Below are 22,633 nucleotides of genomic sequence, written 5' to 3' on the forward strand. Positions count from 1 at the left end.
CACCCCGGTCACTCCTACAGGGTCCGTGTTTGCTGCGCGACAGCGTGGTGTCAGGGACACCGGGGCGACTCCCACAGTGTTATGGATTAGCCTCGCAGGATTATCTGACTGAAAAACCATCACTTGCAGGAACAACCGGGGTGGCGCTCCATCTTGCTCGCGACAGCGCTCAATCAGGCTATCAATAGCAAAAAGCAGCACCCTGATTGTAATTTTGGTCAAAACCCGTTGCGCGGATATGCGCAATGAAAATCGTTTCAGCTCAGCACAAACCCCTGCCAGACGGCGATCATGCACTTTGCGCATGGGCCATTCCTAAACGTCATAACCCTATATTTTCGTGCGTGGTAGTCTCGCGCCACTACGAATAGAAGATGCCTAGAATCAGGAAACGTCATGCCCAGAATTTCCCACTTGGCGCTGCGCCAGAATTTTCGCGCGCTGCTTGCTTCACAAACCTGCTTTGAAACCGCCTCTGTCTTCGATCCGATGTCTGCACGCATCGCTGGAGACCTGGGTTTCGAGGTTGGCATCCTGGGAGGTTCAGTGGCATCCCTGCAGGTATTGGCAGCGCCGGATTTCGCGCTGATTACCCTGACTGAGTTTGCTGAACAGGCCACCCGGATCGGCCGCGTTGCACAGCTGCCGTTCATCGCAGACGCCGACCACGGTTACGGTAATGCGCTGAACGTGATGCGTACCGTTGAAGAGCTTGAGCGCGCTGGCGTCGCGGCACTGACGATTGAAGACACGCTGCTGCCTGCGCAGTTTGGCCGAAAGTCCACCGACCTGATTACCATTGAAGAAGGCATCGGCAAAGTCAAAGCCGCTCTGGAAGCACGTATCGATCCCGAGCTGTCGATCATTGCCCGGACCAATGCCGGCGTGTTGCCGGTCAAAGACATCATCGAACGTACCAAAGCCTACGAAAAGGCTGGCGCCGATGGCATCTGCATCGTCGGGATCAGTGACTTCGAGCACCTTGAACAGATCTCGGAGCACCTCACCGTACCGCTGATGCTGGTGACCTACGGCAATCCCAAGCTCAATGACTCGCAACGTCTGGCAAGCCTGGGCGTGCGCATCATCGTCAAGGGCCACGCCGCCTACTTCGCAGCGATCAAGGCAACTTACGATTCCCTGCGCGCCCAGCGCCAGGTGACGCACAGCACCTCGAACCTGAGCGCGACCGAGTTGACCCACACCTACACCCTGCCTGAGAACTACGTGTCCTGGGCCAAAGAGTTCATGGACGTCAAAGAGTAATCACGGCGTCAGGCTAGTCTGGCGCTCACAAGGGAAAATGACGCTGCCTTTCTTGTAGGCGGCGTTCAGATGAACCGCAGGTTCCTGCGTTTCTGAGTCGAGCATCAGTTCGGACGTGATCACCCTGGCCCCGCAGTAACCAAAGATGCCGTGATCTATCTGCGTCTTCATGGCTGACGCATAGCCGTGACGCTCATAGGTCCCCGCATCTGCACCGCCGACTCCCACCAGATGCACCTCAAGGTCTGTGAGCTTCTTGATCAGGGTCGCCTCGGCGCTGAAGTCGAACGCCCAGCCATTGGAAAAGACGCGGTCTATCCATCCCTTGAGCAACGCGGGCATGGACCACCAGTAAACCGGATATACGATGATCAATGCGTCTGCGCGATCAATGCGTGCCTGCTCGGCTGCCACGTCGGCCGGGAACGGCCCTTCTTTTCGATGGACTGCGATATCAGCAGCGGTAAAGCGTGGATCGAACCCTGAAGCGGCTAGGTCGACCAGCTCGACCGTATTGGCCGCGCTTGCATCGCTGATGCCTTCCGCAATGCGCCGGGCGATGCCGTAAGTGAGAGAGCTGGAATCGGGATGGCTGACGACGATGAGTGCGTGCATGGTAAAGCTCCGACGCTGGATGATTGCTGATGGATGTTCACAGCTATATACTTTTCGTACATTAAAATTAAGTTACCTTTGGTATATAAGCGTGTCAAGCCAGCCATCAGACGCAAAGCCTCGCCAACGCATGTCCCGGGAAGGTCGCCTCAGTCAACTGCTGGAAGTGGCATGGCAAATCGTTCGCGAGGAAGGCACGGAAAGCCTGACACTGGGGCATCTGGCGCAAATCGCAGGGGTTACCAAGCCTGTTGTCTATGACCACTTCCCCACTCGCCCGCTGCTGCTGGCCAGACTCTATGCAGATTTTGATGTTCGACAAACCTCTCGCCTGGACGAAGCATTGCGCAAGAGCGATGCGACCGTGCAGGCGCGAGCGAGGGTCATTGCCGACTCCTACGTCGATTGTGTGCTGCTGCAAGGCAAAGAAATCCCTGGCGTGATCGCAGCACTGAGCAGCTCTCCTGAACTGGAGAAAATCAAACGTGATTACGAGCTGATCTTCATGGACAAATGTCGAGCCGCACTGGGAAGTCACAGCAAACCGAGCCAGATTTCGAATGCGCAGTTACGCGCCATGCTCGGCGCGGCGGATGCACTGTCCAATGCCGCCGCAGTGGATGAAATTTCCGCAGACGAGGCGAAGTCCGAGCTTTATGAAATTATTCTGGCCATGACTGAAAGAGCTCATTAAGTGAGAACCCAATGATCAACGTCACAGAAGCATCTATCGCGGACCTGCGCGCCGCGCTTGAGTCAGGCCAGACCACAGCCGTCGAGCTGGTCGAGGCGTATCTGGCGCGGATTGACGCTTACGATGGTCCGCAGACGCCTACCGCACTGAATGCAGTAGTGGTTCGCAACCCTCAAGCCATTGCCGAAGCCCAGGCATCCGATGCACGTCGCGCTAACGGCAAGACGCTTGGCCCGCTGGACGGCATTCCCTACACGGCCAAAGACAGCTATCTGGTCAAAGGCCTCACCGCCGCATCGGGAAGCCCTGCATTTGTCGACTTGGTTGCTCAGCACGATGCCTTTACTATTGGCCGACTTCGCGCCGCCGGGGCGATCTGTCTGGGCAAGACCAATATGCCGCCGATGGCTAACGGCGGCATGCAACGTGGGGTCTATGGCCGTGCCGAGAGCCCTTACAACGCTGACTACCTGACCGCCCCGTTTGCTTCCGGCTCATCGAATGGCGCGGGTACCGCAACCGCCGCCAGCTTTGCCGCCTTCGGCATGGCTGAGGAAACCTGGTCCAGTGGCCGAGGCCCGGCCTCCAATAACGGCCTGTGTGCCTACACCCCTTCGCGCGGAGTGATATCGGTGCGCGGCAACTGGCCGCTGACGCCGACCATGGACGTTGTGGTGCCTTACGCCAGAACCATGGCTGACCTGCTTGAAGTGCTCGATGTGATCGTTGCAGAAGATCCCGACACCCGTGGCGATCTGTGGCGGTTGCAACCTTGGGTAGAGCTTCCAGGGGTGGCCGCGGTGCGCCCTGTTTCCTATGCTGAACTTGCCGCAGACGCACAGACGCTCGCCGGCAAACGCTTCGGTGTGCCGCGTATGTACATCAATGCCGATCCGCTGGCAGGTACGGCGGAGAAACCTGGTATTGGCGGCCCGACCGGGCAGCGCATCATCACCCGCCCCTCCGTCATCGATTTATGGCAAGAAGCGCGTAAGGCGCTCGAAGCCGCTGGAGTTGAAGTCATCGAAGTGGATTTCCCGCTGGTGTCGAACTGCGAAGGTGATCGTCCCGGTGCGCCGACCGTGTTTACACGTGGGCTGGTTTCCAAAGAGTTCCTGCATCACGAACTATGGGATTTGTCGGCCTGGGCGTTCGATGAATTCCTGCGCGCCAATGGCGACCCGGCGCTGAATCGTCTGGCCGATGTCGACGGGGCGAAAATCTTCCCCCACGACCCAGGCACCCTGCCCAACCGTGAAGACGACCTGGCAGCTGGCATGGATGAATATGTGCGCATGGCCGAGCGCGGGATCACGCCCTGGAATGAGATTCCTACTTTGCCGGATGGCTTGCGAGGACTGGAGCAAACGCGTCGCATCGATCTGGAAGACTGGATGGAAGACCTGGGCCTAGATGCGGTGCTGTTTCCAACCGTGGCCGATGTGGGTCCGGCGAACGCCGATGTCGACCTGCAATCCGCCGATATTGCCTGGAGCAATGGCGTGTGGGTAGCCAACGGAAATCTCGCTATTCGTCACTTGGGAGTGCCGACCGTCACCGTGCCAATGGGCGTAATGGCCGACATTGGCATGCCGATAGGGCTTACGTTTGCAGGACGTGCGTATGACGACTCGAACCTGCTGCGCTTTGCTTCGGCCTTTGAATCGATGGGCAGTAAGCGGATGATTCCGCCAAGAACGCCTGCATTGAAGTGATGGCACCCGCAATTGCCCCACGAGAAATGTCTGACTTGCACGCTCAGCCCGCGAGACGGGCTGAGCTCTTTTCCGTGTTGGCTGCGCAATGCTTGAGCAAGGCTTTGATTGAGCCGCGAACATTACGCTTGCCCAGTTCCTTGGCTTTAAACCAGCGGCAGTCATCAATCTCGTTGGACGCGCGCGGCTTCTGGTGTTCTGCGCGCTGAGCCTCGAAGAGGAAGTGAACGGCTTTGTCGTCCTGGTATTCGGAAACGTAGGCAAGCTGATCGAAGGTCAACCCGGTCTCTTCTGCCATTTCACGCATGGCAGCCTGCAACGGTGTTTCGCCCTGCTCGACGCGGCCACCGGGCAGGTTCCATTTGGCGTTGCGCTTGCGAACGAAAAGGATCTCGCCGTGATGACGGCAAATCACGGTGGCACGTCTTTTCAGGCTTTTATGCCCGGAGGTTGCAGCTTCCGTTGCACCCATGGTCGTTCCTTCAAAACGTTTATCGATCAGAAAGCCAATGCGGCAAATGCTCTTCGACGACTGTGCGCCATGCTTGTGTCGATATGATGACCATTGTGGTCGCTGGGAAGTTCAGCTACGAGCGCTCCATAAAGCAAACATGCAAACCCGCCACCTGATTCCGGGGGCTGTGCTCCCGATTCTCTTTCTGGAGCCCATCCGTCATGATGCGACGCGATGCCAAAGTCGAAAAGGTCTACCCCTCCCCCAACCGGTCGAAGTTCAAAGCCTCTAAAGGGTGTGGAAAAATATAAATGAAAAAATTCTCCTATAACGAAAATATTGATGCATTTGAAATATCGGAACATTTCTTTTTGGAGGGTTTAAAACAGGCCCAAAAAAAAGGCCATAGAAACATCAGAATCATGAGAGATAACGCTGTCGTCCGTTCAACCGTACTGGACTTGAGCCCACTCGCACTTAGTGATTCAGTAGAAACTCTCAATATCTCGCAAGAAATCAACCTTAACAAGGTTGATTTCTCACCACTCTACACATGCTCGTCTTTAAGAGCGTTAACAATTTCATACCTGAAAGATGCATTAGACTTTGCAAAGCTTACTTCGCTGAAAACGCTATACATTATGAAAGCACACGACAAAATAGAAAGCTTGCACATTAGCAATGTCAGGAACTTATTACTCGCAGGTATAAAAAATAAAGACCTGACCTTTCTTCTGGCGCCAAAACTCGAAACGCTAAGGATCAGTGGAGGCAACCTGGAGTCATTCGAAGGTTTACAGACAAGTAAAATTCTTGTCGATGTTGAGATAGGTCACTGTGCCAAACTTATTGACATCAGCCAATTAAGCGAACTCACAGAGCTGAAGAAACTCTCCATAGAAAAATGCAAGCACATAAGGGATTATTCGTTTCTCTCTGGCAATAACACATTGGAAAAATTTTTTGCATCCGAACTGGATTCACTCAGTTTCATCCCAAGCCTTAAGAAAATTCAGTCCGTAAAATTCTGGGAAGTCAAAGGCGGAGATTTACAGCCGTTGTTAGATTCAAAGACGCTAAAGCGTGTTGATTTTTTCCCACAGAAGAAAAATTATACGCATACCAAAGAAGAAATTAACAATCTACTTCAACGCTAGACCCAAACATGCGACCAGACGCCTACATCTGTAGAAGATTACGAAGCCCTGCTGCCGTGGAACTGCTCACCAGAGATACCTCGCTTAACCAGATCCTTATTTTTGACAGGTGGGGTTAATGGCGCGGATACCTTCAGCTTTCAGGTCGGGATGTGATCTCTGAGCTGGCCCCATAACTGTAGGAGCTGCCGAAGGCTGCGATGCATTTCTCCCGATACACCGCGATCGCAGCCTTCGGCAGCTCCTACAGGCCCTATGTTTGCCGCGAGACAGCGTGGTATCAGGTACACCGGGGCGGCTCTCATCAAACAACACGTAACTATCTGAATTCACAAATAATCGGTGGGACCGAATTTATTCGGGAAGAGGCCATTACATCTGCCGCATTTTTATCGCCAGGAATGCCGCCTTCCCGGATGAAGTGGAGCGCCACCCCGGCCGTTCCACCAGCCCTCTGTTTGCTGTGCGACAGCGTGGTGTCAGGGACACAGGGGCGACTCCTACAGGCCTATCGTTTGATAAGCGGCTGCGGTAACACATTCATCTCAATGTCACTGGCCTGTGCAACGCTGAAGCTAGCGTATTCGCCCCCATTTTTGAGGTATGCCCCATGAGACTCGCCTCCTACAACGTCGAAAACCTGTTCAATCGCGCCAAGGCGATGAGTCTCGATGGGTGGGCGGAAGGCAAGCCAACGCTGGAGCGCTTCGCAAAACTCAATGCGCTGCTGGGACAGGAAACCTACTCCGTCGCCGACAAGACAGCCATGGTGAAATTGCTGGCCGAACTCGGGCTCAGCCGATCAGACCGCGGCCCATTCGTGATGCTTCGGCAAAACCGCGGCAACCTGGTCAAACGGCCCCGTAACAGTGAGATGACAATTGTCGCCAATGGCCGTGCGGACTGGACCGGATCGCTTGAACTGATTCAGGCCCCGGTTGACGAAGAAGCCATGCGAAATACCGCCAGAGTGATGATTGATCTGCAGGCAGACGTACTGGCAGTGATACAAGCGGAAAGCAGGCCAGCCCTTCGTGACTTCAATGCCGAAATCATCAGCGGGCTCGGCGGCGATGTGTTCAGCCATGTCATGCTGATCGACGGCAACGACGAGCGCGGCATTGATGTCGGCGTCACGACCAAGGCAGGATTCCCCATCGGCCTCATGCGCAGTCACGTTGACGACAGCGATGACGGAGGCCAGCTGATTTTTTCCAGGGATTGCCCGGAGTTTTACCTGTCCATGCCTTCCGGCGCGCGACTTGTGTTGCTCGTCAATCACCTGAAAAGCAAAGGTTACGGCAGCCTCACCGACTCCGCGAAAAGACGGCTTGCCCAGGCCAACAGAGTGAAGGAAATCTACAACTCGCTCATCGAGCAAGGCGAACAGTATGTCGCCGTGGTGGGCGACTTCAATGACACGCCAGACAGCGACGCGTTGAAACCTCTGCTCCAGGACTCGACCCTGAAGGACGCATTTACCCATGAGCATTTCAACGACGGCGGCTATCCCGGAACGTACGGCTCGTGCAACGCCTCCAACAAAATCGATTACCTGCTGCTGTCTCCGGAACTGTTCAAAAAAGTCAGCGCTGGCGGGGTTTTCCGCAAGGGCATGTGGCCAGGCTCCAGGCCTGTACGCTGGGAAACGTACCCCGAACTGACCCGCAAAGAGAATGCGGGTTCTGACCATGCGGCGGTCTGGGTTGATCTGGATATTTAATTCGAGGAGCAACGAAGCAATACCTGATCAATCAACTTTCGAGATTCAAACGCTCCGACATCTTGACCAGCGTCGCCAGGGAATCCGCACCCATTTTCCGCATCAACGCGCCGCGCCGAACCTTTACGGTTATTTCGCTTACGCCCAGCCGTGCAGCCACTTGCTTGTTGAGCAGCCCCTGAACCACCAGTTCCATGACCTCTCGCTCGCCGTCAGTCAGATTGGCGTGGCACTGCTTCAACTGATCAGTCCGGGCCGCCGCTTCACGGGTTTGCCTGTCTTGACTCAACCCTTGGCTGATGGCGTCGAGCAGATCCTGCTCACGGAACGGCTTGGTCAGAAATTCGATGGCGCCCGCCTTCATGGCTTTTACCGACATGGGGATATCGCCATGCCCGGTGATAAAAATCACCGGCAGTGAAATACACAGCCGCGCCATTTCTCGCTGGAAATCCAGCCCGCTCATCCCCGGCATACGCACATCCAGAACAAGACAAGCGGGCGCATCGGGCAATGTAGCGTCCATGAATTCGCGAGCGGAACCGAACGTCATGCACGCCAGACCGACCGACGCCATGAGGTCTTCCAGAGACTCACGCACCGAGCGGTCGTCATCGACGATGTAAACCATGTCGGCAGCGCTTTCAACGGTAATCTCAGGCATCGGGTTCTCGGGCAATAACGGGCAGCGTGAAGTGAAAAGTAGCGCCAAACGGTGAATGGGTCGAGGCCCAGATCCGGCCATCATGGGCTTCGATAATGGAACGGCTGATGGGCAAACCCATTCCCATGCCTTCTGGTCGGGTCGTGTAGAAGGCGTCGAACACCCGCTCACAATCGCGCGGCAACAGGCCGTTGCCTTGATCGGTAATCGAGAAGCGCAGTTGCTGGGGCGATTCAAGCACCACATTGCATTCCAGCGTTCGCCGCTCGGGACTTACCTGACGCATCGCATCAACCGCATTCATGGCCAGATTGAGGATGACTTGCTGAATCTGCACCTCGTCAGCCAACACGGGAGGCAAGCCTTCTTCGACTTGCACGTGCAGCGCGATCTCCTGCTCAGCCAACTCCCCGGCGATCAACCGCAGAGCCCCTTTGACCGTATCTTCGACGTTCAACCACTGCTTGGTCGGCGCCTGATGCTTCGCCAGGCTGCGCAGCCGGGCGATGATTTCACTGGCGCGATGTGTGTCTTCGATGATGCGCTCCACCGCCTGCCGGGCTTTCGGCAGGTTGGGAGGATCCGCAGCGATCCAGCGCAGACAGGCGCTACCGCTGGTGGCGGTGGCCGCCAGTGGCTGGTTCAACTCATGGGCAATCGAGGCGGCAAGCTCGCCCAGCACATTGACCCGGGCGACATGCTCCAGGTGCGCGCGGGTCTCGTGTACGGCGCGAATTGCCGCCGACAGACGCAATGCCAGCCAGGTCGTGCAGGCAATGGCCGCGAGGCTGATCAGCACATTGACCAGTCCCGACTCCGTATCGCCAAAGCGCGTGAACCGGTAACTCAGAATCGTCAGTACCATACAGACGAGGGACACCCCCGCCACCGCCCGCGCGGGCAGAAACCTGGCGGCGATCAGCACCACGATGACTTGAAAGACCCCGACCGCAATTTCAAGATCGGTGACCGTATCAATTGCAGCAATCCCCAACGCCAACGCGAACAACAGGACCAAACGAAGCGTTAATCGAGTCCGTCTCACTGGATCACCATCGCGCATTACCCCATCAGGATTGCAGACGCAGAGTGTATAGCGGCCCCCTCGCCTGTTCACTGGAAACTTCAACCCACTCAGGACGGGTTGTCCAGACTGAACTGGTCAGCCCCGTCGTCATAGGCGAAAAGTTCGGCATAGCGCCCCCACTGGGTCACGCAGTCCAGCGTAACGGCCGCATCGCTTTCGGACATGAAATCTTCCAGCTCATCACGAAAGCGTCTGGCTGGTGCCGTGCGCCCCGGACGATCATCCAGTACCCGACGGATATGGCTGACCAGCGGCACATACCTGAGCAGGTGCTGGGCAAACAACTGTTTGCGCTCATCCACGTCCGACTGAGCGTAACGTCGGCCCGCGGGCAGCAGCGTGATATCACCTTCGCGCATTTCGGCAAATCGCATCAGTTGCAGCACTTCTGCCAGAGAAAAAAGATCACCCGACGTGGAGCGCAATGCCGTGGCCAGTTCACGCAGATCGGCCTGCCCGTCATAGGGAGCATTGTCCACCGCCTCGATCAGACCCGCCAAAGCGTTGGTGGAAGTCAGAGGCAAGACCATGCCGATGCCGTTGCCTGCAAACAGGCTTTCGCGTTGTGCATGCACGGTAGTGCCGCCCGCCATGTGCACATAAATGCTTTCGACCAGCGCCTGAAAAGCAGGATCTGTACGGTTGCGCGGCTGAGCGAGATCAACCTTTACCTCGCACATGATCCGCCCCGGATTGGAGGAAAGAATCAGGATGCGATCACACATCAAGACCGCTTCTTCAATGTTGTGGGTGACCATCAGGATCGACTTGATCGGCATCCGGCCCTCGCTCCAGAGGTCGAGCAAATCCGTGCGCAGTGTTTCCGCGGTCAACACGTCCAGAGCGGAAAACGGCTCATCCATCAACAGAATATCGGGGTTGACCACCAGCGCGCGGGCCAGGCCGACACGCTGGCGCATGCCTCCGGACAACTCTTTAGGGTAGGCACTTTCAAACCCGTCGAGGCCGATCATATCGATGGCCGCCAAGGCCCGCCGACGCCGCTCGGACGCAGCCACGCTCAACGCCTCAAGGCCGATTTCCACGTTCTGCAGCACAGTCAGCCAAGGGAACAAGGCAAAGCTCTGGAACACCATCCGCACCGAGGTCGAAACACCCGGCGTATTTGCCGGGAACGCCACCACACCAGTGGTGGGCGACACCAGCCCGGCGATGGAGCGCAACAGGGTGGATTTTCCCGACCCCGAACGCCCCAGCAGCCCGATGACCTCGCCGTCGTTGAGACGCATGGCGACATCATCCAGTACCACGCGCTTGGTGCCCCCGGCCGTGCCGTAAACATGACCAAGTCCCTGCACGTCCACCAGACAACGTTTGTCGATTACTTCCATTGGAATACCCTCAATCAATTCGAAGCCGACGTTCGGCAAAACGGTACAGCGGACGCCACAGCAGGCTGTTGAAACCGACCACAAACACGGACATCACGACGATACCCAGCGCCACCCGCTGAAAATCCCCCGCCGTCGTTGCCCGAGCAATGAAAGAACCCAGCCCCGACGCATACAGATGATCGCTGCCCCACGACACCGCCTCGGCGACGATGCTGGCGTTCCAGGAGCCACCGGCAGCGGTCAAAGCGCCGGTCACGTAATAGGGAAAAACACCCGGCAGCACGACTTTGCGCCACCATTGCCAACCCCGCACACGGAACACCCGTGACGCTTCGAGCAAGTCAGTTGGCAAGGCACTGGCACCGGCGATCACGTTAAAAAGGATGTACCACTGGGTACCCAGGATCATCAGCGGCGACAGCCATACATCCGGGTTCAGCTTCAGGGCGACAATCGTGACCACGGCAAACGGGAACAGAATGTTTGCCGGGAACGCAGCCAGTAATTGCGCGACGGGTTGCAAACGTTCTGCCCAGCGCGGATTCAGACCGATCCAGACACCGACGGGCACCCAAACAAGACTGGCCAGGACGATTAGCACCGCCACGCGCGCCAGGGTGGCGAGCCCCAGACCAAACACATTGACCACCTCCTCCACGCCCAGCGTGCTGCCGATAAAGCACGCCAACTGATAGATGCCGGTCATGCACGCACTCACGACCAACGCTATCCACGCGAGATCGAGGTAACGGTGCCACCGGGCGTTGATCGTGAAGCCAATTCGCGCCAGTCGGGGCATCCGCACTGCTGGAATCCAGTCACTCACAATGCGCAGGGATGCAAACAAAAGCGGCACAAGTCGTGTGGACCTGAACAGGTCGTAGACTCGTGATCGCGGACGTTTATGTGAAGCGGTCTGTTCAAATCGAAACTTGTCCGCCCACGCCACGATCGGCCGGAAAAACAACACGTCATACAGAACGATCACACCGACCATGGCCAGCACCGCCCAACTGATTGCGGCGATATCCTTCTGCTGAATCGCGAGCGCCAGCCATGAACCGATACCCGGCAAATTGACAGTGCTGTCCCCGACCGTGATGGACTCGGAGGCCACGACGAAAAACCAGCCGCCTGACATGGACATCATCATGTTCCACACCAGCCCCGGCATCCCGAACGGCAACTCGACCTTGATGAACCGCTGCCACGGCGAGAACGAAAACTGCCGACTGACATCGTAAAGGTCGTTAGGTACGGTCCTCAGGGATTGGTAAAAACCGAAGGTCATGTTCCAGACCTGACTGGTAAAAATGGCAAACACCGCCGCGCACTCCAGCCCCCACTGGCGGCCCGGAAAAATGCTCATGAAGAACACAACCGTAAACGTCAGGAAACCCAGCACCGGCACCGACTGAAGAATATCCAGCGCCGGTAAAATAACCATCGCGGCCCTGCGGCTTTTAGCGGCTAGTGTGGCGATAACAATCGAAAACACAAACGACACAAACAACGCGGCAAACATGCGCAATGTGGTACGCAAGGTATACGAGGGCAAGTGCGCCAGATCGAGTGACACAGGCGCAGAATCAAGGACGCTGAGTGGCTGATTCATTTGTCCGGCACTGTAAAAAACAAACAGCGCCAACAAAGCGATCGCGGCGACCAGCATGCCCTCGGCGAGCAAGGATGCAGCGTGAGGTTGTGCCGGTTTGTTTACCGGGCTTCTCAGGGATAAAGGCAGGGAGAAACGCATAAAATAGCCTCTGTCGTGCGGCTCAAACGTCTGGCATCCACCTTGTCAGGTGAAGCAAACGCATGAAGCACCTCGATCCAGTCATCAGGTTTGCTTTACTGGGGTAAAGCATAAGGACTGACGTTGACCGGATCGACAGAAACTAAGGACGTTAAAGTATACGTTGGTATATCAGGGACGCGTGCTGACGACTCATGTGTCGTTAGCTGCGTAATTGCATGGGCCTGACCAGTGATCGAGTTGCCAGGCTAATACATTTGAGGCAACCTGAGTGAAAGAATCAGCACTGCCCAGGGCATGCAACACTTTCACTACAGCAGCGAAAACCAACTATTGAATTAGATTAATACCCGTTATAAAGGAGTCAACACATGACAGACGGTACTCAAGAAGTTAAATCGATTATTTTATGCGAACAATATCAATCAATAGCAGACTCTATTAAAAAAGCGACGAATATAAAAATACATGAAGACTACAACGATATTCTGGCATCAATGGATTCAAAAAAGATTTGCGCTATCAGGCTTGTCCTATGGTGAGGTAATGGAAAGCTTAAAAGACGAGCTCTCCTTATTGACATACTCAATTAACAAATTCAAAAACATACAAAAAGATATTGAACAGGACGGGTATGAGCCAAGCACGCTCATCAAGTCCCATGGCTATGCACAAGGATTTCTCCTGGCCAACCTCATGGAGTTTGAAATCGCTAAGCGAGGGCATAAAGAGCTTGAGCAATACCTTAAAGCCTCTCGCATTCCCGGCTGGAAAAATTATGCTAAAGAAGTCTTGAGCTTCATGCCTTGAGAAGCTTTTGCAGCTGAATGGCTTAATCATACTGATCCCAGCCATGCCCCATAAATCCTGAGCATGACCGATCAGCCTCGTAAAACCATTGAAGGCATTCAGCATCTGGCCCTGTCACGGGGTGGATGGTGTCTGTCCAAACTCTACAGGCAACTCAACCGGCTTGCGATTGGTAATCCCGAACGGAATATGAACCGACGGTGCCACGGCACTGGCGGACTTAAGGTGCCCGGATTGGTCATCGAAGAAGATATGTGGCTTTAAAACGGCGAGCACTTTGCCCTTCTCTATTCCGCCCAGAAAGAACGCGTCGTTGACCATCACGCCCCAGCTCTTCAGGGTATTCAGCGCGCGCTCATGTGATGGGGCGCTTCGGGCGGTAACGATGGAAACCCTGATCCGGTTTTCATAGTCAGGGTTGAGCTTTTTGTGCTCCTCCTCAACAGACTGGATCCTCGCCATCCGGACCATGAACTCTTTCAGAGGGCCAGGGTTGTGCGGCTCCATGGCGTTTTTTACTTCATGTGCATGGAATTCAACCAAGCCAGAAGATTGCATGACTGTCTCGGCCTCATCCCCCGCCAGCACCCCGTCAAAGTCGAAGGCGATGCGCAGCGTCTTGTCGTCTTCATCGTCATCAAACTGCGAATCCAGCACCTGCCCAGCCGGATGCCCGGCCTTGATCGCAGCCTCGACGTCAGCCTTGTTGCCCGACAGAAACAACGCAATGTTCAAGGCCGGAATGTATTCGTACGGGGACCGACCCTGCATGAAAATAGCGCGGGTCATGCCCAGCCCGTAATGCTCAATAGTCTTCATCACCCGCAACCCTGTGTCCGGGTCATTTCGGGATAACAGCACCACTTCGACCAGTGGATCGGACGGGTCTTCACACAAGTCATTCAGCGACAGCAAACGTTTGATGAAAGGATAAGCGATCCCTTTGGGTAACGGATTGTTCAGGTTTTTCTCCTGAAACTTCCGGTACTCCCCCTCCCCCTGGCTGCGAAACACCGCGTCCGAGTCCAGTAGATCAAATACCGCGCTAGAGGCGACACCGATGACTAAACGATTTTCCAGCTCGTAGGGCATTAGGGTTCTCTTGGTTAATTAAGTGGGTGCGACAGCAATACAGTCGAGGGCAGTGTACCGGTGATATGCCTGCTCTACGATCCGTCGTCGAGGATGCGATTGAGCAGGACTTAATCCCGGCTGCTGCAACGTGACATATCGGTCAAGCTCATTTCAATGGCTTGCCTCGTGTAGTTCATGCAGCTACCGCGTCGAAATATTCAGGCATTGCACTGCTGATTGACGGAATCAAAATACGAAACTGTGTCCGAGTTCTTTCTCCATCCACTCTAGGAAGCGCCTGACCCGAGGAAAGCTGGAGTGAGCCTTTGGAAAAACCAGATGATGGGCGGCTACCGGTGAACTCAACGCTTCAGGCGCAACCTCAACCAACGTGCCGTTGGCGATGTACTTTTGGGCCAGAAGCGCGCTTTCCAGCGCGAAACCCAAGCCGTGGCTCGCCGCTTCAAGGGTCATGTACGAGCGATCAAAACTGAGCGCATAAGGCTTCTCCGGGCGTGCCAAGCCGTGCTGCGCGAACCACTCTGGCCAGCGAAGCAAAGTTGCTTCAGAAAGGATCAGATCCTCGGCAAGAAGATCAACTGCTTTGCTGACAGGGCAGCGCGCGAGCAGCTTGGGCGAGGCCAGCACCATGAAACTCTCGTTGCGCACCGTTCGAACTTCGTAACTGGGCCAGTTTGGCAGACCGTGGCGAATATCAACGTCAATCTTGTCCTGACTGAAATGCAACGACTCGTAGGAACATGACAAATTTATTTGTATGTCGGGATTGCTCATTCGGAACGCCTCCAGACGGGGCATCAGCCAGAGCAGACCAAAGCTGGGCGACGAATGCAGTCGCAGGCAATCCAGGCTGACATCACTTGCCGCGCGTTCTGTCGCGACCTCCAGGCTCTGCAACAACCCGGAAATATCTTTCAGATACTGCTCGCCCACAGGAGTCAGCGTCACACCACGTGCGGCCCGAACGAACAGCTGTCGTCCAATCATGACCTCCAGTTTTGCCAACTGGTGGCTAACCGCTGAAGGCGTGAGATCCAGCACTTCCGCCGCACGGGCGAGATTGCCAAAGCGCGCGGTCTGCTCGAAGGCTTGAATCGCTCTCAGCGGTGGCAGATGAGATAAAGGTGGGGCGATCTGGCGCATCAACGTTTCGCCTATTGTTTTTAGTGGTCGTGGAGAAGCAGCATTCAACCATTAGTTATTTCGGATGACGAGAGGTGAATTTTATTCACCTAGCAGTGACTTTTACGTTATTGCTCGGCACACCTGCCAGGAACACTCTGAATCATCGATCACAAGATCGAACCATAAAAACAATCAGAGGTATCCCTCATGCTTCTTCAAGGCAAAGTCGCAATCATCACCGGCGCAGCATCAGAACGCGGCATTGGTCGCGCAACGGCCATCACCTTCGCTAAACATGGTGCACAGGTCGTCATTCTGGACCTTGATGAGTCGGCAGCACGTGATGCAGCCGCTGCGCTCGGTGACGGCCACCTGGGCCTGGCCGCAAACGTAGCTGACGAACATCAGGTTAAGCAGGCAGTGGCCAAGGTTCTGGAACGCTTTGGTCGAATCGACGTGCTCGTTAATAACGCCGGTATCACGCAGCCCATCAAGACACTCGATATACGCCCCTCCGATTACGACAAGGTGCTCGACGTCAGCCTGCGTGGCACGCTCCTGATGTCTCAAGCGGTCATCCCGACCATGCGCGCTCAGTCTTCGGGCAGCATTGTCTGCATGTCATCCGTCTCTGCGCAGCGCGGAGGCGGAATTTTTGGTGGTCCGCACTACAGCGCCGCCAAGGCCGGTGTACTCGGACTGGGCAAAGCGATGGCCCGTGAGTTCGGGCCAGACCAGATCCGCATCAACTCGATCGCGCCCGGACTCATTCATACCGATATCACGGGCGGACTGATGCAGGACGAACGCCGTCACGCCATCATTGATGGCATCCCGCTGGGTCGTCTTGGCGCAGCTCAGGACGTTGCCAACGCAGCGCTGTTTCTGGCCAGCGACCTGTCGTCCTATCTCACGGGTATCACGCTGGATGTCAACGGCGGCATGCTGATTCACTGAGTCGGTAGCGGCCCACCATGTTCTCGATCGACGATACGCCCTGCTTTGCGCCGGGCGGTCTATAACAACAAGAGATCAGACAATCATGATCACCACCATGACGCTCGAAGCGGCTTCGACCGCGCGTTCCAACGCTTATCGCAAAACCGCCTGGCGACTGATGCCCTTCCTGATGCTGTGCTACCTGTGCGCTTATCTGGATCGAGTCAACGTTGGCTTTGCAAAGCTTCAGATGATGAACGACCTGGCGTTCAGCGAGGCCGTCTACGGACTCGGTGCGGGTATGTTTTTTATTGGTTACTTCCTCTGCGAAGTGCCCAGCAACCTGATCCTTCATAGAGTGGGTGCACGTCGCTGGATCGCGCGCATCATGATCTCGTGGGGAATTATCTCCGCCCTGTTCGCTTTCGTCGAAACGGCCTGGCAGTTCTACACGTTGCGCTTTTTGCTGGGTATTGCAGAGGCGGGTCTGGCCCCGGGACTTCTGCTCTACCTCACTTATTGGTTCCCCTCGTACCGCCGCGCAAAAATGACTGTGCTGTGGTTCATTGCCATTCCGCTTTCGGGAATGATCGGCGGGCCTCTGTCAGGTTTGATCATGGCAAAGTTCGCCGGCTTTCATGGCTGGGCTGGCTGGCAGTGGATGTTTGTCATCGAGGCGATCCCCACCGTCATCGTAGGCCTGTTCGTACTCGGATATCTGAAGGACGGTGTACATCAGGCCACATGGCTGACCGATGATGAGAAGGCGCTCATCAACAAGGAGCTTGAGGAGGACAACAGCCGCAAAGTCACCCACGGCTCTGTTAAGGAGTTTCTGCACGATCGCAGGCTCTGGTTGCTGGCGTGCATCTACTTCTGTGTCGTCATGGGGCAGTACGCGATTACTTTCTGGCTACCGACCCTCATCAGAAATGCGGGCGTTGCTGACCCGCTACACATCGGCCTGGTCACCAGCCTGCCCTACATGTGCGCCATCGTGGTGATGCTTTTGATGGGCCGCAGCGGGGATAAACACCGTGAGCGCCGCTGGCACCTCGTCGGCCCCATGATTGCGGGTGCGCTAGGCCTTACCCTTGCAGCATTGATGGGTGGAAACCTGGTTTTTTCGGTGCTGAGCCTATGCCTCGCAGCGGCCGGCGTTCTGTCCGCGTCCTCACTTTTCTGGATGTTACCCACCACATTGCTGGGCGGTGTGTCGGCTGCGGCAGGCATCGCTGGCATCAACAGCTTCGCCAACCTCGCAGGCTTCTGCTCGCCCTACCTGATCGGCTGGATCACCACGACAACCGGCTCAAGCGCCATTGGCATGTACCTCATCACCGGAGTGCTGTGCATCGGTGCCTGTCTGGTGCTGCGCATCCCGGCCGCTCTGGTCAATCGTTGAGTCAACGGAGTATTACCATGACTGCTAATCCATCACTCGCACCGGCCACAACGCTGGTGCAGCGAGCTCATAACATCCGCCGCCATGCTCTGCGCATGGGGCAAGTCCAGGGCCAGGGCTACGTCGGCCAGGCATTGGGTGCTGCTGATCTGCTGGCCGTGTCCTACTTTCACGCGATGAACTACAAGCCTCACGATCCTGAATGGGAGCAGCGTGATCGCTTTTATCTGTCCATCGGTCACTATGCGATCGCGTTGTACGCAGCCCTCATTGAAGCTGAAATCATCCCGCTGGACGAACTTGAAACCTATGGCTCGGATGACAGCCGATTGCCGATGTCCGGCATGGCAACTTACACCCCCGGCATGGAAATCACAGGCGGTTCACTGGGTCAAGGCCTGGGTATCGCGGTAGGTGCCTGCCTTGGATTGAAACGCAAACAATCAGCATCGTTTGTTTACAACCTGCTGTCCGATGGCGAGCTGAATGAAGGCTCAACGTGGGAGGCCGTGATGTCTGCCTCCCACTGGAAGCTCGATAACCTTATTGCCATCGTCGACGTCAACAACCAGCAGGCTGACGGTCACTCCAGCGAAATCCTTGCCTTCGAACCCATTGTTGATCGCTGGCAGGCGTTCGGCTGGTTCACGCAGCGTGTGGACGGCAATGATCTGGATGCATTGGTCAAAGCCTTCGACGCGGCGCGAGCCCACACTGCCGCGCAACCCAGAGTCATCATTTGCGACACGAAAATGGGTAAAGGGGTTTCGTTTCTGGAAACCCGCGAGAAGACCCACTTTATCCGTGTGGATGAGCATGAATGGGACGTCGCCCTGAATAACCTTGAAGAAGGTAAAACAGCATGAGTATTGCCAATAACAATGCTGCCCAGACTCCGGCAGTCGCGAAGAAGAAACTCACGACCTCAGCGATGATTGCATCGATCGCCTCCGAGGGTCAGGCAACCCGATCTGCACCCTTCGGGCATGCCTTGGCGGCACTTGCCGACCAGCGTCCGGATATCGTCGGTCTCTCCGCCGACCTGTCCAAATACACCGATCTGCATATCTTCGCCAAGGCGCACCCGGATCGCTTCTACCAGATGGGCATGGCAGAACAACTGCTGATGAGCGCCGCAGCCGGCATGGCCCGTGAAGGCTTCGTTCCCTTCGCCACAACCTATGCGGTATTCGCCTCACGCCGTGCTTATGACTTCATCTGCATGGCCATCGCGGAAGAAAATCTCAATGTCAAAATCGTCTGCGGCCTGCCAGGCCTGACAACGGGTTACGGCCCTAGCCACCAGGCAACAGATGACTTGGCGATTTTTCGCGCGATGCCCAATCTGATGATCGTCGACCCCTGCGATGCTCTTGAGATCGAGCAGGCAGTCCCGGCCATTGCAGCCCACCAAGGGCCGGTCTACATGAGACTACTGCGCGGTAACGTGCCGCTGGTCCTGGACGAATACGGATATAAGTTCGAAATCGGCAAGGCCAAGACGTTGCGCACAGGTAACGACGTTCTGATCATTTCGACTGGACTGATGACCATGCGCGCTCTTGAAGCCGCCAAAGAGCTCCAGGCTGACGGCGTTGACGTTGCAGTTCTGCACGTTCCGACTATAAAACCTCTGGATGAGCAAACCATTCTTGCCGAGGCGAGAAAGCCCGGCAGACTGGTGGTAACAGCAGAAAACCACTCAATCATCGGTGGTCTGGGAGAAGCGGTAGCAACGGCGCTGCTGCGCAACGGCGTAACCCCCACGTTCAGGCAAATTGCGCTGCCCGACGCCTTCCTCGACGCGGGTGCGCTTCCGACGCTTCACGACCGATACGGCATTTCCACACACGCTGTTTGCACACAAATCAAAGGCTGGCTGTAAACGCTTCATCCCGGGGGCGCGCTGCGTCCCCGACTTGAAAAGGAGCTGAACAGTGGACACCGCCAGACTGCTGGACCCCTCGTATGAGTTCTTCCTGGATGAGCCCTCCAGTGAATGGACGCTGGACTCCCTTCCCGCCATCAGAAACCGCGTCTCTAGTGGATACAAACCAACGTCCACTGCTCGTTGCGACCAACGTTGGGCGACTGACACAGAGGGTTTACGCATTCGTTTATGCATCTACCGCCCCGACGCCACCGTGGTGAATGAAAAAATACTCCCGGCAATCCTGTATATCCATGGAGGCGGATTTGTCCTGGGCCGTCCGGAGATGGCGGACGACTATCTGGCCAACCTTGCGAACACGTTGAAAACAGTGGTGGTAGCACCTGACTACCGGCTTGCTCCCGAGCACTCATTTCCCGCCCCGCTTGAGGATTGCTATACCGCGCTAAAATGGCTGTTCAGCGAGGCATCATCCTTAGGGGTGAGCGTAAGCAGACTCGTCATCATGGGTCATAGCGCAGGGGGTGGACTCGCCGCAGCTTTAGCCTTGCTCCTGCGTGATAGAGGTCAGTATCAAGCTGCAGGCCTTATGATGATCTACCCGATGCTCGACCACCGAACCGGCTCTTCGGCAGCGACGTCGGATAATCCAACAACCGGGACACTGAGCTGGTCACGGGAAGCAAACCGGTTCTGCTGGGATTGCATGCAAGGCTCATACACGCTTGATGACGATCAAGCGCATCTGTTTTCCCCCTCTCTCGCGTCAGATCTGCAAGGACTGCCCCCAAGTTTCATAAGCGTGGGGTCTCTGGACTTATTCCTGGAGGAGGACGTGGCCTTTGCGCTTGCGCTTTCGCGATCCGGCGTTCAGACGGAAATGCATGTCTACCCGGGTGTCCCGCATATGTTCGATCAATACCCTGGCGCGATCACCCGGCAGTGCGAACGTGATGTAGAAGCAGCACTGAGGAAAATGCTGGCGCTTTGAGCGAACCGGATTGCCTGGATCAAGCTCCTGGAGCAAAACGGTATCGTTACGAGCCGCCGCTCAAACCCCCTCCCGCAACACCGCCAACCTGTTCAGTACATTCAGCACGTAACCATCCCGGATAACCGCGCCATGGTGCCCATCACAGAAACGCTCTCCCCTGAGGCACAGCGTCAGCATCGTCTGAATATCTCCCAGGCTCGCCCGAGCGATATAGGCTTCGTCCTTGAGCATGATTGCGGCACCGTGCTTCATGTAATCGATATCGGTCCAGCATTCTTTTTCCAGAATCCGGTAGAAGTCGTTGACGACATCGAAGTACGCGGGCCAACGATCCTCAAGCACATGGGTTTTTATCGCCACTCCGCGGGGATAGAGCCTGGGTCGCCAGGCCAGCAGTTCGTCCATGTCGGCGGCCTGAGGCACGGGCTCGCTGGGCGGGCGCGGCGCTGGGGCGGCACTCTCCGAAGTGGCGCGGTGCAATTCGGCTTTATGGAGGTGTGACGCTACGTATAGCTCAAACGCCTGGACCTGACCGGAGGTATAGGGATTTTTACCGTAGGACTGAACATCTTTGCTGTAGTGGAGAAAAGCTTCCGATTGCGGCCCCTCTGCAAACAGCGAAGCGATGGCCGCGCTTTGCAGCAGCCAGTAAATATCCTCCGAGCCCTCTCGCCCCTTCATGCTGGAGAGATCGAGAACACTCGAAAACAACTTCCCCGCCAATTGGCGACCTGCCTCACGAAACTCCCAACTCAAATCATGGGGTTCAGCTTGTTCAGCCTGGGCGATCCAGGCTTCGTAGCGACTGATCAGGGTGGTGTCATCCAGCGAAATCGGCGGGCAGGCGGGCGGAGTGAGTGACCGTGGTTTTGGCTCCTCATAGACCGGCAGCCAACTGAGGTTTTGGGCGACACGCGACAGCGGCTCACCTTCGTTGCGGGTCGGGGAATTCGAAGCAACCTTGGGCTTGACAGGGCTTTGCTGGGGCTCAACGGGGCTTTGTTTGTGGCCGAAGTACGCTTTCAAACGATCCAGAAGTTTCATCTATGAAATCCCACGTCAGTACAGATCCTGCACTTTAAGATTTTTGGCATCAGGTCAGTATCTGAGATACCTGCGATGTTCGGCCCGCCAGCAAATCCGATAATTGATGAGTTAGCAGCGGGATAATATTGAAAAGATTGTCCAGCGTGTCATGACGTGGAGCGAAGGTAACAGACAACTATTTTTTCATAGCCAAGGCCATAACTTGCAGGCTTCATTGAACAGTGCCATAGCGAGTGAAAAAAAAGTCAGGATCAGAATCACCATGGATATGCCGCGCCCTGTGTAAATATAACTCCACGGAACAATGTGTCGGAGCTCTTCACTGGGCAGTTTTTTCAGATAGCGATGACGGACAACAAAAAAAACCACACTGATGACTGGATAGATCAATATCACATTAAAGATCATATCCTTCCCGCCGAGGAGCACCAATAGCAAAGGGGTCACCAGATAGGCGCAACCTACCCAGAAATCCATCTTTTTCAGAACCCTGCGTGCGTTGTCGCCTGGGCATGGCTTTGCCTTTCTTGGCCTTCTCGGTTTCCCGAGTTTTTCTGTTGTCATGTAAATACTCCTTTGCCTCCCACTCAGCCTCTGCCCGCGATACGGTGTAGTACAGTATCCCCCGGTCACCTATCGGGAAACCAGAAAGGCCGGGGATGAATTTTCGTCATCGGCGTGATGACGAGTGCCACGTAAAACCGCAAAGCTGACCGACGACCCGGAGCTGGCCAATGCTTTGGGAACCGCCTGCTACATCGGCATGCAAATCGCCCGGGGCCTGAGAATCCAGTTATCCAATGGGACGCCACCTGAAAGCTTTCCCCGCAATTAACCACCT

General features: G+C 55.8%; 24 protein-coding genes. 13 read left to right on the forward strand and 11 right to left on the reverse strand.

Features of this window, described 5'->3' with window-relative positions:
* Nucleotides 1-306 (reverse strand): hypothetical protein (locus RX972_RS18365; protein ID WP_316877567.1); only part of this gene is annotated, 306 nt, incomplete at its 3' end.
* A gap of 90 nt (nucleotides 307-396) precedes the next feature.
* On the opposite strand from RX972_RS18365, the gene RX972_RS18370 reads away from it, so the two are divergent.
* Nucleotides 397-1,266 (forward strand): oxaloacetate decarboxylase, encoded by an 870-nt coding sequence (locus RX972_RS18370; RefSeq protein ID WP_027899169.1) that lies wholly within the window; start codon nucleotides 397-399, stop codon nucleotides 1,264-1,266.
* Here RX972_RS18370 and RX972_RS18375 read toward each other — a convergent pair whose 3' ends face one another.
* The gene (locus RX972_RS18375; protein ID WP_316877568.1) at nucleotides 1,267-1,881 is read right to left on the reverse strand and encodes an NAD(P)H-dependent oxidoreductase; all 615 of its coding nucleotides are present in this window, start codon (nucleotides 1,879-1,881) and stop codon (nucleotides 1,267-1,269) included. It abuts the gene before it with no gap.
* A gap of 130 nt (nucleotides 1,882-2,011) precedes the next feature.
* Here RX972_RS18375 and RX972_RS18380 point away from each other — a divergent pair, with 130 nt between their 5' ends.
* Complete coding sequence (locus RX972_RS18380) at nucleotides 2,012-2,575, forward strand: TetR/AcrR family transcriptional regulator (protein WP_316877598.1); 564 nt, start codon at nucleotides 2,012-2,014, stop codon at nucleotides 2,573-2,575.
* Nucleotides 2,576-2,586: 11 nt separating this feature from the next.
* Nucleotides 2,587-4,290: an amidase gene (locus RX972_RS18385; protein ID WP_316877569.1), complete on the forward strand. Its 1,704-nt coding sequence runs from the start codon at nucleotides 2,587-2,589 to the stop codon at nucleotides 4,288-4,290.
* Between the two features lie 43 nt (nucleotides 4,291-4,333).
* On the opposite strand, the gene RX972_RS18390 is transcribed toward RX972_RS18385, so the two are convergent.
* Complete coding sequence (locus RX972_RS18390; RefSeq protein ID WP_099271090.1) at nucleotides 4,334-4,762, reverse strand: NUDIX hydrolase; 429 nt, start codon at nucleotides 4,760-4,762, stop codon at nucleotides 4,334-4,336.
* 293 nt (nucleotides 4,763-5,055) lie between these two features.
* On the opposite strand from RX972_RS18390, the gene RX972_RS18395 reads away from it, so the two are divergent.
* Complete coding sequence (locus RX972_RS18395; RefSeq protein WP_316877570.1) at nucleotides 5,056-5,901, forward strand: hypothetical protein; 846 nt, start codon at nucleotides 5,056-5,058, stop codon at nucleotides 5,899-5,901.
* A 610-nt stretch (nucleotides 5,902-6,511) separates the two neighbouring features.
* Nucleotides 6,512-7,624 carry an endonuclease/exonuclease/phosphatase family protein gene (locus RX972_RS18400; RefSeq protein ID WP_316877571.1) on the forward strand — a complete coding sequence of 371 codons (1,113 nt, stop codon included), beginning with the start codon at nucleotides 6,512-6,514 and terminating at the stop codon, nucleotides 7,622-7,624.
* 31 nt (nucleotides 7,625-7,655) lie between these two features.
* On the opposite strand, the gene RX972_RS18405 is transcribed toward RX972_RS18400, so the two are convergent.
* The 4 genes from RX972_RS18405 to RX972_RS18420 form a co-directional block, all read right to left on the reverse strand.
* Complete coding sequence (locus tag RX972_RS18405) at nucleotides 7,656-8,288, reverse strand: response regulator transcription factor (protein ID WP_316877572.1); 633 nt, start codon at nucleotides 8,286-8,288, stop codon at nucleotides 7,656-7,658.
* Entirely contained in the window at nucleotides 8,281-9,351 is a 1,071-nt protein-coding gene (locus RX972_RS18410; protein ID WP_263267569.1) for a sensor histidine kinase, read from the reverse strand. The genes RX972_RS18405 and RX972_RS18410 overlap by 8 nt, the downstream gene beginning before the upstream one ends.
* Before the next feature lie 71 nt (nucleotides 9,352-9,422).
* On the reverse strand, nucleotides 9,423-10,727 hold the full coding sequence (locus RX972_RS18415) for an AAA-associated domain-containing protein (RefSeq protein ID WP_231666809.1): 1,305 nt from the start codon (nucleotides 10,725-10,727) through the stop codon (nucleotides 9,423-9,425).
* Between the two features lie 10 nt (nucleotides 10,728-10,737).
* A complete protein-coding gene (locus RX972_RS18420; protein ID WP_410478243.1) occupies nucleotides 10,738-12,486 on the reverse strand; it encodes an ABC transporter permease in 1,749 nt (582 codons plus the stop codon).
* Between the two features lie 371 nt (nucleotides 12,487-12,857).
* Here RX972_RS18420 and RX972_RS18425 point away from each other — a divergent pair, with 371 nt between their 5' ends.
* Both RX972_RS18425 and RX972_RS18430 read left to right on the forward strand, forming a co-directional pair.
* Nucleotides 12,858-13,028 (forward strand): hypothetical protein, encoded by a 171-nt coding sequence (locus RX972_RS18425; RefSeq protein ID WP_316877573.1) that lies wholly within the window; start codon nucleotides 12,858-12,860, stop codon nucleotides 13,026-13,028.
* Nucleotides 13,029-13,032: 4 nt separating this feature from the next.
* Nucleotides 13,033-13,296 carry a hypothetical protein gene (locus RX972_RS18430; RefSeq protein WP_316877574.1) on the forward strand — a complete coding sequence of 88 codons (264 nt, stop codon included), beginning with the start codon at nucleotides 13,033-13,035 and terminating at the stop codon, nucleotides 13,294-13,296.
* 114 nt (nucleotides 13,297-13,410) lie between these two features.
* On the opposite strand, the gene RX972_RS18435 is transcribed toward RX972_RS18430, so the two are convergent.
* Nucleotides 13,411-14,388: a 5'-nucleotidase gene (locus RX972_RS18435; RefSeq protein ID WP_316877575.1), complete on the reverse strand. Its 978-nt coding sequence runs from the start codon at nucleotides 14,386-14,388 to the stop codon at nucleotides 13,411-13,413.
* A 228-nt stretch (nucleotides 14,389-14,616) separates the two neighbouring features.
* A complete protein-coding gene (locus RX972_RS18440) occupies nucleotides 14,617-15,534 on the reverse strand; it encodes a LysR substrate-binding domain-containing protein (RefSeq protein ID WP_099271098.1) in 918 nt (305 codons plus the stop codon).
* Between the two features lie 189 nt (nucleotides 15,535-15,723).
* Here RX972_RS18440 and RX972_RS18445 point away from each other — a divergent pair, with 189 nt between their 5' ends.
* From RX972_RS18445 to RX972_RS18465, 5 genes are all read left to right on the forward strand, one after another.
* Entirely contained in the window at nucleotides 15,724-16,473 is a 750-nt protein-coding gene (locus RX972_RS18445) for an SDR family NAD(P)-dependent oxidoreductase (RefSeq protein ID WP_099271099.1), read from the forward strand.
* 85 nt (nucleotides 16,474-16,558) lie between these two features.
* Nucleotides 16,559-17,860 (forward strand): MFS transporter, encoded by a 1,302-nt coding sequence (locus tag RX972_RS18450; protein WP_099271100.1) that lies wholly within the window; start codon nucleotides 16,559-16,561, stop codon nucleotides 17,858-17,860.
* A gap of 17 nt (nucleotides 17,861-17,877) precedes the next feature.
* A complete protein-coding gene (locus RX972_RS18455) occupies nucleotides 17,878-18,726 on the forward strand; it encodes a transketolase (protein WP_122709122.1) in 849 nt (282 codons plus the stop codon).
* The gene (locus RX972_RS18460; RefSeq protein WP_316877576.1) at nucleotides 18,723-19,745 is read left to right on the forward strand and encodes a transketolase family protein; all 1,023 of its coding nucleotides are present in this window, start codon (nucleotides 18,723-18,725) and stop codon (nucleotides 19,743-19,745) included. Before RX972_RS18455 ends, RX972_RS18460 begins: the two co-directional genes overlap by 4 nt.
* A 52-nt stretch (nucleotides 19,746-19,797) precedes the next feature.
* Nucleotides 19,798-20,742 carry an alpha/beta hydrolase gene (locus RX972_RS18465; RefSeq protein WP_316877577.1) on the forward strand — a complete coding sequence of 315 codons (945 nt, stop codon included), beginning with the start codon at nucleotides 19,798-19,800 and terminating at the stop codon, nucleotides 20,740-20,742.
* A 60-nt stretch (nucleotides 20,743-20,802) separates the two neighbouring features.
* Here RX972_RS18465 and RX972_RS18470 read toward each other — a convergent pair whose 3' ends face one another.
* Together RX972_RS18470 and RX972_RS18475 are read right to left on the reverse strand one after the other, a co-directional pair.
* On the reverse strand, nucleotides 20,803-21,789 hold the full coding sequence (locus RX972_RS18470) for a DUF6508 domain-containing protein (RefSeq protein WP_316877578.1): 987 nt from the start codon (nucleotides 21,787-21,789) through the stop codon (nucleotides 20,803-20,805).
* 186 nt (nucleotides 21,790-21,975) lie between these two features.
* On the reverse strand, nucleotides 21,976-22,356 hold the full coding sequence (locus RX972_RS18475) for a hypothetical protein (protein WP_316877579.1): 381 nt from the start codon (nucleotides 22,354-22,356) through the stop codon (nucleotides 21,976-21,978).
* Between the two features lie 124 nt (nucleotides 22,357-22,480).
* Here RX972_RS18475 and RX972_RS18480 point away from each other — a divergent pair, with 124 nt between their 5' ends.
* Nucleotides 22,481-22,627, forward strand: coding sequence for a hypothetical protein (locus RX972_RS18480; RefSeq protein ID WP_316877580.1), 147 nt, complete (start codon nucleotides 22,481-22,483; stop codon nucleotides 22,625-22,627).
* Nucleotides 22,628-22,633: the final 6 nt, after the last annotated feature.

Source organism: Pseudomonas syringae group sp. J309-1, assembly GCF_032582135.1.
GTDB classification, from domain to species: Bacteria; Pseudomonadota; Gammaproteobacteria; order Pseudomonadales; family Pseudomonadaceae; genus Aquipseudomonas; species Aquipseudomonas quasicaspiana.